The following is a 12731-nucleotide window of genomic DNA, read 5'->3' on the forward strand; positions in this document are numbered from 1 at the left end:
GTCGGACAGCCTTGCCGCTCAGAACCGAGCCGCCCTGGCGCGTAGCTATGCCACGTGGCGCCTGACCTGACCACGACCTGTATGGCCATGATGATCCCGTGATCTCGGGTTCGAGGTCAGTGCATCTGAGCCCCAGCCGGCGGGGTTGACTCCAAACCCTCCGTCGGCTGGCCCTNGGGNCCCCGGCGANNCCCCGAGCANGCGGNCCTCGCNGGGNNCCCCTGCCACATCTGGGGTCATCGCAACTTTTCTCTACCCCGTCAAGATCGTCGCCCGGGTGGCGCTCGGCGAGGCCACCCTGCCGGTGACGATCGATGCCGGGAACCTGCCCGGCTACATCGGCCGGCCGCGGCACACCCCGGAGTCGGCGGAGCGCACCGCCCTCCCGGGAGTGGCGACGGGCCTGGCGGTGACCGGCGCCGGCGGTGACGTCCTGTTCGTCGAGGCGTCGCTGGCCGACCCGGAGACCGGCGGGGCCGGGNTCACCCNGACCNGGCAGCTCGGCGNCGTGATGAAGGAGTCGGCGCAGATCGCGCTGTCCTACCTGCGCTCGCGCGGGGTGGAGCTGGAACTTCCCGTCGGCGATCTGGCCGACCGCGGTGTCCACGTGCACATCCCCGCGGGTGCGGTGCCGAAGGACGGGCCGAGCGCCGGGGTAACGATGACGACGGCCCTGGCGTCGCTGCTGTCCGGTCGGCCGGTCCGGGCGGATGTGGCGATGACCGGCGAGGTGTCGCTGACCGGGCGCGTGCTGCCGATCGGCGGGGTGAAGCAGAAGCTGCTCGCCGCGCACCGCGCCGGCATCACCACGGTGCTGCTGCCGGCGCGTAACGGCCCGGACCTGGACGACGTCCCGGCGCCGGTGCGCGACGCGCTCACCGTCCACCTGGTGACCGACGTCCGGGAGGTGCTGGACCTGGCCCTGGAGCCCGCCTTCGCCACCGGGCGCGCCGACCGGCCGGGCCACGGCGGGCGCTCCTCCCCCCCGCTGGCCGCCTGAGGGTCACCCGCCGGCCCTGAGGGTCACCCGCCGGCCCTGAGGGTCACCGGCCGTCCGAAGGCCGACCAGGGGCGGCCCAGGGGCCGGGGAGGAGGGTGAGCGAGAGCCAGCGACACGCCGGGGACAAGGTAAACACCATGTGACGAGGGACGCGGAAGACGCAGATGGCGGCTACGGTCGGGGCGTGGATCGTGGTCGCTGTCTTCGGCAGGAGCGCATCGCACAGCAGCGCATCCTGGGGCTCAGTCGGCAAGGGGTGCGCCAGCGACCGCGGGACAATCGCGGGCCCGCCCATCCGCCGAACCGGCCACCCGGCCGGCGCAGGCGCACCCGCTAGATCGTTCTGCCCTCGGCAGCCGCATCGACAAGCGGCTGCGCCTCCCGCGCCGATCCGGACAACCCATGCCGATCCGGACAACCCATACCGATCCGACGCCGCGGCGGGCGGCGTGCCCGTCAACCCNCCGTCGGCCCACTTCCTCCCTCCCCCNGCCCGACTGCGCGCTTCGATCCCGGTCGGTCCCAGGCCGCGGGAGTCGATCACCTTCCCGCCCATTAAAGTGACCCGAACCCATGGGCGGCATGGCGGAGGGACGCAGTCAGCGTGGATGCCCTCAGGCGGGGTTGGGTCGGTCTTGCGCTGTTCTTCGCTGCCCTGGTCCTGATGCCGATCCTGGTGTTCGGCTATCACAGCCAGGAACCCCGGTCCGGTCCGACCCCGGCGGCATCCCCCGCACCCGACGGTCGTCCATCCCGGTCCGGCCCGGGCGCCATGCCCACGCCGTCGTCGACGATGTCCGTCGCACCGTTCACCTTCGCCGGCATCCACCAGGGCGAGACCATCTCCGGCTTCCGCATCATCCGGGTGGAAACGACGGGCTACGCCGGCCCCCTGACGTACGTGCTGAACGGACCGACCGGGCCGTACCGGCGGGATCTCCCAGGCCCGCCGTACCTGTTCACGCCGCATCCCGGCGGATGGCAGACCTCCGAGGTCCCGGACGGGCTGTACACCCTGACCGCGATCCTGGTCGGAGCCGGGAACACTCAGATCTCCATCAGCTTCACCGTCAGTAACGGAGCAGGGACTATAGGATGATCTCGACGGAGCGGGCACTCAGCCATACGACGAGAACCCGAGGGTGCACGTGACGACGGCGACCGCAGACCATAGTGTCAGCGGGATGGATCGACTGGTGTGGATCGACTGCGAGATGACCGGCCTGGACGCCGCGTCGGATCTACTCCTGGAAGTGGCCTGCTTGGTCACGGACAGTGAGCTCAACATCCTCGACGAGGGCATCGACCTGGTCATCTCGGCGCCGGAGGAGGCGCTGCAGACCATGGAGCCGGTCGTCCGCGAGATGCACGAGGCCTCGGGCCTGACCGCCGCCGTCCGGGCGTCCACCTTGTCCCTCGACGACGCGGAGCGCCAGCTCCTCGACTACGTCCGCACCCGGATTCCCGAGGTGCGCAAGGCCCCGTTGTGCGGCAACTCGATCGCCACGGACCGCACCTTCCTCGCACGCTATCTGCCGTCGCTGGACGCTCNCCTGCACTNCCGCATGATCGACGTTTCGTCGATCAAGGAGCTCGCCCGCCGCTGGTACGTGCGGGCCTACTACGCGGCTCCGGTCAAACGCGGCGGCCACCGGGCCCTGGCGGACATCCAGGAGAGCATCGAGGAGCTGCGCTACTACCGACGGGCCGTGTTCGTTCCCCAGCCGGGGCCGGGCACCGAGCAGGCCCGCGCGATCGCCGCCGAGATCCGCGACCAGGCCGATGCGTCGCTGGCCTCCCTGACCGCCGGAGGCTCCGAGCACCCGCAACCGGACGACCCGGCCGGTTCACCCGCGCGGCTGGACGGGAGACCTTCCACCGCCCGCCTGAACGGGCAGTGATCTCGCAGAGCGCGGCGGGCATGACCGGGGTAACCCCCTTGCCCATCCAGTGGCGCGGACCGGTACGATAGCTTCGCTTGGTCAGGCGGCGTGGGTGGAACGTCCCGGATTCGGAATATCCCGGATTCGCACCGGTCGGAGGATCTCCGGTCCGGCCGGGTCTCCTCCTTCGGCATGGCAGCCAGGTTCTGGTGGGTGTAGCTCAGCTGGTAGAGCACCGGGTTGTGGTCCCGGTGGCCGCGGGTTCAAGTCCCGTCACCCACCCCAGAGCAATATCCCGCCGACCAGGCCCCGCGGGTTGGCGGACAGAGGCCCACCGTGGCAACCGTGCGGCCCCGCCGGGCTCACTCGATGTCGAACAGCCCCTGACGAACCGCGTACATCACGGCCTCCATCCGCGAGTGCAGCTGCAGTTTGTCCAGGATGTTACGAACGTGGTTCTTGACCGTGTTCTCACTGATGAACAGCTTGCGGGCAATCTCGCGGTTCGCGCGCCCCTCAGCGACCAGCTTCAGTACCTCGAGTTCTCGCGCGGTCAGGTGCGGGGCGTGCGCCCGAGGACGGTCCTCGGTACCCCGGGCCATCGTGGCGAACTCGACCATCAACTTCGATGCCATCGAAGGACTGATCAGGCTCTGCCCATTGTGGACAGCCCGCNCCGCGTCGGCCNCCTCGTGCGGCGGAATCGACTTCAGCAGGTNCCCGNCCGCNCCCGCCTTGATCGCCTCGAACAGGTCAGACTCCTCGTCCGAGACCGTGAGCATCACGATACGCGTGCGCGGAACAGCACGTTTGATGGCACCCGCCGCGGCGATCCCGTCCCGGCCCGGCATCCGGACATCCATCAGGACGATGTCCGGCGATGTCCCGGAGGCCAAGGTCAGAGCCTCTTGACCGTTACCGGCCCGGCCGACGACGCTGATGTCCTCCTCGATCTCCAGGACCGTCTGCAGGCCCTGAAGGAACAACTCATGATCATCTACTACGAGGACCCGGATCAGCGCGGAGCCCTCGACGGAGTCGGCTTCAGCGGCCGACGGCGGCACGACACTGGCCGTCATCACACATCCGGGAATCAGGATCGAATGGTCCGAGCGGCGGCAACCCGGACGCGAACGAAAGGCGGTTCGGACACCATCCCACTCTACGTGATGAAGTACACACCCGAGGTCGTGACGGCGCCGAAGTGGTGCCACCATCTTGCCCGATAAACGCATCCGACATGCCGGAAATAGTACGCGGTGGACGCTGCCACCCACCCGCATAGGACCATGTTCGCGTGGCGAGTCGCGCCCGGTTTCCTCCTGGCAACGACCCCGGCGACCAGAGCGGCAAGCCAGCACCAGCAGCACCAGCAAGATCATTGGATATCGAGCGGGGGCGATGAGTGACCACATGACGGTTTATGCAGGAAATTACCGAGAGTTATTAATCTGATACAGTCATCTAAGAATCCTCGAAATAGTGGGCCGCTTTGCCTGGCGTGATCGGCGGATGACCGTCAATATCACCGGTATGGCCGCAGCATCCAGCAGCTCCCAGCCACGACTCCACATTAAGNCGGGTACCACCTGGTCCGAGGCGTTCACCACCTGCCGCCAGGTTGCCCCCGAGGCGTTCGACGAGGACCGCCTCCGTAATCTCTGGGGCGGGCACTGGCATCGAACTGGAAATCCACTGCACAGCCTGTCCCCCGTCGACGGCACACCGATCGCCGGGCCCCCGATGATCGAGCAGGACGAGGCCCGGGATGCGATCCGGGCCGCTCTCGACGACCACAAGCACTGGCGCGACGTGGCGCTGCCCGAGCGCAAGGCCCGAGTACGCGCCGCCGTTGACGCCATGGACGCCCACCGCGACCTGCTGGCTCTCCTGCTCGTCTGGGAGATCGGCAAGCCCTGGCGACTGGCGCGCACCGACGTCGACCGTGCCCTCGACGGGGTGCGCTGGTACATCGACGAGATCGACGGCATGATCGCCGGGCGCACCCCGCTACCCGGTCCGGTGAGCAACATCGCCAGCTGGAACTACCCGATGAGCGTGCTCATGCATGCCGTGCTCGTCCAGATCCTCGCCGGCAACGGCACCATCGCCAAGACCCCGACCGACGGCGGCGCCGCCTGCCTGACCCTGGCGAGCGCACTGGCCCGCCGGGAGGGTCTGCCGGTCTCGCTGGTCTCCGGATCGGGTTCCCGGCTGAGCTCGGCGCTGGTCCGCGCCCCCGAGATCGGCTGCCTGGCCTTCGTGGGCGGCCGGTCGGCGGGTGGCCAGGTCGCCGCTGCCCTGGTCGACACCGGTAAGCGCCACTTCCTAGAGCAGGAGGGCCTCAACGCCTGGGGTATCTGGGATTTCTCCCAGTGGGACGTGCTCGCCGCCCATCTGAAGAAGGGCTTCGAGTACGGCAAGCAGCGCTGCACCGCCTACCCCCGCTACGTCGTCCAGCGCCAACTGTTCGACAGGTTCCTCCAGATGTACCTGCCGGTGGTCTCCGGCGTCCGGTTCGGCCATCCCCTCGCCGTCGCCGACGACACCGACCAGCTGCCCGAGCTGGACTACGGCCCGGTCATCACCGCGGACAAGGCGACCGAGCTGGCCGCGAAGATCGACGAGGCGATCACGAAGGGCGGCGTGCCGATCTACCGCGGAGACCTCGCGGACGGCCGGTTCATCCCCGGGCAGGACACGTCCGCCTACGTGCCGCCGGTGGCGATCCTGAGCCCGCCGGCGTCGTCCGCGCTGCACCACGCGGAGCCGTTCGGCCCGGTCGACACCATCGTCGTCGTCGACTCGGAGGCTGAGCTGCTGGCGGCGATGAACGCCTCCAACGGCGCGCTGGTTGCCTCACTGGCCTGCGACGACGAGTCCCATGCCCGCCGGCTCGCCGGGGAGCTGCAGGCGTTCAAGGTCGGAGTCAACAAGCCGCGCTCCCGCGGCGACCGGGACGAGCCGTTCGGTGGCCGCGGCGCCTCCTGGAAGGGGGCCTTCGTCGGCGGTGTCCATCTGGCCAGGGCCGTCACCGTAGGCACGGACGCCGACGAGCGGCTCGTCGGCAACTTCCCGAGCTACTCCCTCTACCCGGCCGTCTGACCTGCCCGGCCGCTCCTGCCAGAAGGAGGATTCGACCAGGCCGGTAGGCCGTGCTCGGCGAGTGGTCCAAGGCGCAGGCCGGCGTCGTCGCAGCGCGCGGCGATCCCGGGCAGAGCCCCGAGCGCGCTGCGCCAGGCCCCGGGGGCCGATGTGCAGTCACAGTCGTGCAGCAGCACCGTGGCGCCCCCGCACAGGTCGGGGGCGAGGGTGCCCAGCACGCTGCCCGGCGTCGCCTCGGCCGTCCAGTCGCGTCCCCATGCCGACCACAGGACGGGGCTGAGGTCGAGGCGGCGGGCCGCGACGAGCAGCCCGGCCGAGAGGATGCCGTGCGGCGGCCGGACGAACCGCGGCGCGCGACCGGTGATCTCGACGACCAGGTCCCGGGTGCGGGCGAGATGGTCGTGCGTGGAGCGGGGACCGCGCAACAGCATCGGGCGATGATCCCAGCCGTGCACGGCCAGCTCGTGCCCGGCGGCGGCCATCTCCCGCGCCAACGTCGGTGCGCGTTCCAGCAGACCACCGAGGACGAAGAACGTCGCCCGCACGTCGAGTTCGGCGAGCACGTCGAGAAACTGTGGCGTGGACACGGGATCCGGACCATCGTCGAAGGTGAGCGCGACGTGATCGGGCGCGCCGAGCCCTGCGAGCGCCGGCGTCCACCGCAGCCGTAGTCGACGCAGTGTGGTGAGCGACGGAATGCCGTAGGTGAGCCCGGCCGCGCCGCCCAGGGTCAACGCCGTGGCGGCGGCACGGCGTGCCATGGCGGGCCTGCGCGTCGCAACGGACCGCGTCATGGCAAAAACTCTCCCACAGATCCGGTCTCGCCTTCCGACCGGCGCCCCCATNCCCNCCGCCACGGGTACCGCCATGCCCCGCCCCCAGCCTCCGTCTCGGCCACGACCGCCCGCGCTAGCGGAGCTACTCGGGTCTCTGGATAGAACAGCTATGGGCGGTACGTTCAGTAATGTCCGCTCGTGGGGACGGCACACCCGTCACCAGAACAGCGCCGGGCAGGAAGCACGATGAGGTGGTGGGCAGCCGGGCAGGGTCGGACGTGATCGGGGATCCGGTGATACCGGCCGGCGCGGCGGGGCAGGAAGGGGCGGACCGTGCGGATCGGACGGCGGGGNCCGATCGGCTGGCTGTTCGTCGTCGCGATCGTCCTGGTCGGGGGTGCCCTGGTGGTGAACAGGACCTCCGACGACAGGCCACGGGTGGCGTTGTGGGGCGACTCGCTCGCCTGGGAGGCGGGTGACGCCTTCGACGAGGCGGCCCGCGCGGACGGCGGGACCGCCGTGCTGGTGCGCACCTGGGGTGGCACGGCTCCCTGCGACTGGCTCATGGACATCCGCGACCAGGCGCGGCGTTGGCGGCCGACCACCGCGGTTCTGGTGTTCTCCGGCAACCAGGTGACGCCCTGTATGCAGGGTCGTGACCTGGTGACGGCCTACCGGGAGGACGTGACGAAGGCCGTCACGATGCTGACGAATCAGGGCATCGAAGTCGTCCTCGTGGATGCGCCGCCACGGCGTGACCAGACGGTNGACGAGGCCGGGATGACCCCGTTGGACCGCCTGTGGCGCCAGATCGCCGCGGAGCACGAACGTACCCGGGTGGTCCCCGCGGGTCGGGTCCTGACCATGGACGGCCGGTTCACCTCGACGATGCCCTGTGCCGCGGGCGAGACCTGCGAGCCCGGCGGGGTCGTCACGGTCCGCAGCCCCGACGGGGTCCACTTCTGTCCGTTGCCCCAGAAGCCGATGACAGCCTGCCCGGTCCCGTCCCCTGGCGCCGTCCGCTTCGGCACCGCGATCGCTCGGGAGACCCTCCAGCCGGCCGCGGGCTGACCGCCAGCCGACCGATCGGGGGCTGACCGAGGGCTGACCGGGCCGATCCACCATCTTCTAGGCTTCCCGGGCTTCCCGGGACCTCGTCGAGAATTCGCCGGAATGTTCAGGCGACCTTGCGGTGCATCCCGATCCGACGGCCGCTCAGCGAACGACGATGATCACCCAGCTCGTCGTGCCAGGAGAGGAACGTCTGATCGGGCGCGCCAACCTGGGAGAGCTTATAGGCGAGTTCGGCAGCGAGCGCCTCGACCTGGTGCGGCTGGTGGACCCGGACCCACAGACCGTGCTCGTCGAACGCGGCGACCCTGGCGCGGTCCCGCAGGTCGGCGTCCAGCCGGTCGGCGAGTTCACCTGGTGTGGCGATTCCGCTGGGCAGCCGTGGCCAGGCGATCTCCATCAACAGACCGTTCGCCTTCATGATCCCCTCCTCTGATCGCCGCCGGCCCCGGGTGACCGCTCGGTCGATCGGGGCGGCGGGCGGGCTCGCTCGTCGCCCCGTGAGGGCATCCCCTCAGACTTGAGGGCGAACCATGACATTACGGAATGAGGTCGCCCTCGCCGGTCAGCCAGCCGCTCGCCGGTCAGCACCGCTGTCCGCGGTCGGGCTGAGATCCACGGGCGTGACGGACTCCGCGGGCGTGACCGACTCCGCGGTGAAGGCGGCCCACAGGCGGGAATACGGGCCGCCGGCGTGCACCAGCTCGGCGTGCGGCCCCTGCTCGACCACCCGGCCGTCCGCCATCACGACCACCCGGTCGGCCCTGGCCGCCGTGGTGAGCCGATGGGCGACGATGATCGTGGTCCGCCGGGTGGCCACCGCCTCCGAGGCTGCCGTGACCGCAGCCTCCGTCGCGAGGTCGAGCGCCGCGGTCGCCTCGTCGAACAGCAGGATGTCCGGGTCGGCGAGCTCCGCGCGGGCGAGCGCCAGGAGCTGACGCTGGCCGGCGGACAGTCCCCGGCCGCGTTCGCCGACCAGATGATCGTAGCCGTCGGCCAGGCGGGTGATGAACGCGTGGGCGCCGACCGCCCGCGCCGCCGCCACGACCTCGGCGTCGGAGGCATCCGGCCGAGCGTAGGCGATGGCGTCCCGGACCGTGCCGGAGAACAAGAACGGCTCCTGCGGAACGACGCCGAGCCGTCGCCGGTAGGCGGGCAGGTCGAAGTCGCGCACGTCAACACCGTCCACCCGCACCGCGCCCTCGGTCACGTCGTAGAACCGGGCGATCAGCTTCACCACCGTGGACTTGCCCGCGCCGGTCTCCCCGACCAGGGCGACTGTCTCCCCCGGGGCGATGCGCAGGCTCNCCCCGTTCACGGCGTTTCCCGCCGGCCCCGCGTTTCCCGCCGGCCCCGCGTTCTCCGTCCGCGCGGCAGTGCCTCCCACGTAGGCGAACCGGACGCCGTCCAGGACCACCTCGCCGGCCAGCCGTCCGACCGGTCGCGGGTACTCGGCCGACGGCGTCGAGGTCGGAGTCCGCAGCAGCTCGGAAAGCCGGCGCAGACCGACCCGGGCCTGCTGATAACCGTCGAACACCTGGGACAGTTGCTGCACCGGCGCGAAGAAGAGGTCCACGTAGAGCAGGAACGCGAGTAGTGCTCCCGGCGACAGGGATCCGCCGACGGCCAGGTGGGCGCCGATTCCCAGCACGAGAGCACCCGCGATCCGGGAGAGGAACTCGACGAACGGGAAGTAGAGAGCGATCATCCGTTGTGCCCGCAGCCGCGAGCGGCGGTAGCTGTCCGCGAGCTCGCGGAACCTCGCCTGGTTGACCGCTTCCCGGCCGAACGCCTGGGCGATGCGCAGCCCGGTCAGGTTCTCCTGCAGCGATGCGTTGACGGCGCTGACCCGTTCCCGGGACTCGGTGTAGGCGGCGGAGGAGCGACGCCGGAACACCACCGTCACCACGATCAGGATCGGCAGTACGGCGACGACGACCAGGGCGAGCTCGGCGTCCAGCACGATCAACGCCACCAGGACGCCGAAGAAGGACAGCAGGCTGACGATGGCGGTGGTCAGGCCGGTCTGCAGGAAGGTCGACAGGGCGTCGACGTCGGTCGTCATCCGGGTCATGATCCGGCCGGCGAGCTCGCGCTCGTAGTAGTCGAGCCCGAGGCGCTGCAGCTGCGCAAAGGTCTTCACCCGCAGGATGTAGAGCAGCCGCTCCCCCATCCGGCCCGTGACACGGGTCTGCCACACCTGCACCGCCCAGTTGACCAGCACCACCGCCAGCGCGACACCGGCGGTGGCGAACAGGACGTCACGTGCCCCGACGCTCACGCCGGCGTCGACGGCATGCCGCACCAACGCTGGCAGGGCGAGACCCGCGACGGCGTCTGCCGCCACCAGCAGCAGGCCCAGGATGAGCGGCCAGCGGACCACGGCCAGCAGCCGGTGCAGCGAGAATGCCGGGTCGGGGGCGGCCGCCGCAGCCTGGTCGACCCGCGGCTCGTCGAGCGCCGGGGGCAGGGCGTCGACCCGGGCGAGCAGGTCGGGGGTCGCCGGCATGTCACCGAAGGGGCCCCCGCCGCCGAGCCCCCGGCCGAGACCACCCCGGGTAGCACCACCCCGGAGAACATTTCCCTTTCTTTTCCCTTGCCTACTTCCTTTCCCTTGCCTACTTCCTTGCCTATCCAGAGCCTTTTGCGTCTGATTTATCCCTCTGGACAGGCAAGAAAGGCCGGGGTCGGGAGACGGGGACGGGGACGAGAGCTGGTCGGGAAGGCCCTCGCCGGGGCCGGCGAGCAGATGGCGGAACAGAGGACATCGGGCCGTCAGTTCGGCCTCGGTCCCGACGTCGACGATCCGGCCGGCGTCGAGCACGGCGATCCGGTCGGCAAGGCGCAGGGTGGAGCGCCGGTGCGCGATGAGCAGAGTGGTGCGGCCACGCATGATCGTCCGAAGCGTGTCATGGATCTCGGCCTCGATCCGGGCGTCCACGGCCGAGGTCGCGTCGTCGAGGAGCAGGACGCGGGGATCGGTGAGTAGCGCGCGGGCGAGCGCGACGCGCTGGCGCTGGCCGCCGGAGAGGGTCAGGCCCTGTTCTCCCACGACGGTGTCATAGCCGTCGGGCAGGCCGCGGATGAAGACGTCCGCCTGCGCCGCCCGCGCGGCCGCGATGATCTGGTCGTCCGTGGCACCCGGCCGGCCGTAGGCGATGTTCGCGCGCACCGTGTCGGAGAACAGGAAACTGTCCTCGAAGACGACCCCGATCTGCGCCCGCAGCGACGACAGTGTCACCGTGCGGATGTCCACACCGTCAAGGCGGACCGTCCCGGCCTGGGGGTCGTAGAACCGCGGCAGCAGCATCGCGACCGTCGACTTACCCGAACCGGACGTGCCGACGAGGGCGACCGTCTCCCCCGGTTCGATCCGCAGGCTCACGTCCCGCAGCACGGGGCGAGACGGAGCGTAGCCGAACGTGACACTGTCCAGGTCGACCAGCCCGCGGATCCGGCCAAGGCGCACGGCGTCCGGCCGGTCCGTGATCGCCGGCTGCGAATCGATGATCTCGAAGATGCGTATCGTGCTGGCCTTGGCCTGCTGGCCCACGGTGAGCAGACCGGCGAGGGTCCGCGTCGGCCCGATCAGGGCGCCGAGATAGGTGCTGAACGCGAGGAAGGTACCGAGGGTGATCCGGTCCGTCAGCGCCAGCCAGCCGCCGAGCGCCAGCACCGCGACCTGGCCGAGCGCGGGAACGGCCTGCATCGCCGCACCGAACCTGCTGGTGATGCGCACCGCACGCATCCGAAGCGCGAACAGCCACCGGGCGTCCACCGCCAGCCGGTCCAGCTCGCGGGCCTCCTGTCCGAACCCCTTCACCACCCGGACGCCGGCGACGGCCTCTTCGACCGCTCCGGCAACCTCGCCAGCCTGCTGCTGCGCCGCCCAGGTCGCCGGGAAGACCGTGCGTCGGGCGCTGTAGCCGACGATGAACAGCGCCGGCCCCAGCGCGAGCGCGATGACAGTGAGCAGCGGGGACAGCCAGGCCATCACCACAAGGGACACGACGAAGAGCACCAGGTTGCCGCTCATCATCGGCAGGTAGGACAGCAGACCCTGGACCACGGTGACGTCCGAGATCGCCCGGCTCACCACCTGCCCGGTCTGGAGCTGGTCCTGCCGGGCCCCGTCGAGGCGCTCGATGGCGCTGAAGACGGCGTCGCGCAGGTCGTACTGGACGTCGAGGGAGAGCCGACCACCGACGTAGCGTCGGACGAACGCGGCGGCGAAGACGACGACCCCGGCCCCGAGCAGAATGGCGACGTAGGGTGCGAGAGAGTGGCGGTGCGTGACTACGACGTTGTCGATGACCTGCCGCTCGACCAACGGGACGGCGGCCGTGACGAGCGTGCCGAGCAGCGCGGCGCCGAAGGCCAAGGCGGCGTTGCGGCGGTACACGAGGATCTCGCGGAGAATCCTGCGCAGCCAGCCGGCCGCCGGTTTCTCCGGCCCGGCCTCCTCGGCTTTCTCCGGCCCGGGCGCGGCAGGCTCCTCGGCTGGTTGGGGCCGTGGGCGTGGGCTGGGCAACTGCGATCGCTCGACGGGAGCCGGAGCCGGATGCGGACTGGGGTCCGGCCGATCCGGCGGTCCGTGCGAGGGACGGGCCGTGTCAGCGGACGATGCTTCGGAGCTCGCGGTGGGCCTCCAGGTCGTCAGGTCCGATTCGGTACCCGCGTGACGCCGGTCCGGATCGGACGCGAAGGCTGGGACGAGACGCCAAAGCCGCCGCGTCCCAGCCTCACCGCGGTGTCCCAGCCTGACCGTACGTCCGGCAGGCCCGCGGCGTCGGCCACGTCATGTCTATCAGCGAAACATTCCTGGAACCCCGCTGATGCCCGTCNCGGCTCCGAGCCGAGACCACAGGAAGCCGCGGGTCCCGAGCAAGGTCCCNA

The 12731-nt window shown here is 70.4% G+C and carries 8 protein-coding genes, 1 tRNA gene and 1 pseudogene; 6 read left to right on the forward strand and 4 right to left on the reverse strand.

The window, feature by feature from the left end:
- Positions 1-262: 262 nt before the first annotated feature.
- From CED_RS17730 to CED_RS17750, 4 genes and pseudogenes are all read left to right on the forward strand, one after another.
- Positions 263-1000, forward strand: a pseudogene (locus CED_RS17730) (S16 family serine protease); the annotation flags it as partial.
- 604 nt (positions 1001-1604) lie between these two features.
- Positions 1605-2099 (forward strand): hypothetical protein, encoded by a 495-nt coding sequence (locus tag CED_RS17740; RefSeq protein ID WP_011435491.1) that lies wholly within the window; start codon positions 1605-1607, stop codon positions 2097-2099.
- 85 nt (positions 2100-2184) lie between these two features.
- On the forward strand, positions 2185-2901 hold the full coding sequence (orn, locus tag CED_RS17745) for an oligoribonuclease (RefSeq protein WP_232235196.1): 717 nt from the start codon (positions 2185-2187) through the stop codon (positions 2899-2901).
- Between the two features lie 191 nt (positions 2902-3092).
- Positions 3093-3168: transfer RNA gene (locus CED_RS17750), tRNA-His, on the forward strand.
- A 77-nt stretch (positions 3169-3245) separates the two neighbouring features.
- Here the strand turns inward: CED_RS17750 and CED_RS17755 are convergent.
- Positions 3246-3962, reverse strand: a complete 717-nt coding sequence (locus CED_RS17755; protein WP_035733826.1) for a response regulator transcription factor — start codon at positions 3960-3962, stop codon at positions 3246-3248.
- 454 nt (positions 3963-4416) lie between these two features.
- On the opposite strand from CED_RS17755, the gene CED_RS17760 reads away from it, so the two are divergent.
- Positions 4417-5988: an aldehyde dehydrogenase family protein gene (locus CED_RS17760; RefSeq protein WP_035912510.1), complete on the forward strand. Its 1572-nt coding sequence runs from the start codon at positions 4417-4419 to the stop codon at positions 5986-5988.
- On the opposite strand, the gene CED_RS17765 is transcribed toward CED_RS17760, so the two are convergent.
- Complete coding sequence (locus CED_RS17765; RefSeq protein WP_011435487.1) at positions 5973-6782, reverse strand: polysaccharide deacetylase family protein; 810 nt, start codon at positions 6780-6782, stop codon at positions 5973-5975. The two genes, CED_RS17760 and CED_RS17765, sit on opposite strands and share 16 nt — an antisense overlap.
- A gap of 315 nt (positions 6783-7097) precedes the next feature.
- Between CED_RS17765 and CED_RS17770 the strand changes: the two genes are divergently transcribed.
- The gene (locus tag CED_RS17770; RefSeq protein ID WP_011435486.1) at positions 7098-7835 is read left to right on the forward strand and encodes an SGNH hydrolase domain-containing protein; all 738 of its coding nucleotides are present in this window, start codon (positions 7098-7100) and stop codon (positions 7833-7835) included.
- Positions 7836-7941: 106 nt separating this feature from the next.
- Here the strand turns inward: CED_RS17770 and CED_RS17775 are convergent, their stop codons facing one another.
- Both CED_RS17775 and CED_RS17780 read right to left on the reverse strand, forming a co-directional pair.
- Positions 7942-8256 (reverse strand): hypothetical protein, encoded by a 315-nt coding sequence (locus CED_RS17775; RefSeq protein ID WP_011435485.1) that lies wholly within the window; start codon positions 8254-8256, stop codon positions 7942-7944.
- A gap of 144 nt (positions 8257-8400) precedes the next feature.
- Positions 8401-12366 (reverse strand): ABC transporter ATP-binding protein, encoded by a 3966-nt coding sequence (locus CED_RS17780; RefSeq protein ID WP_035912487.1) that lies wholly within the window; start codon positions 12364-12366, stop codon positions 8401-8403.
- Positions 12367-12731: the final 365 nt, after the last annotated feature.

Origin of the sequence: Frankia sp. CeD (assembly GCF_000732115.1) — a bacterium.
In the GTDB taxonomy this organism is placed as follows: domain Bacteria; phylum Actinomycetota; class Actinomycetes; order Frankiales; family Frankiaceae; genus Frankia; species Frankia casuarinae.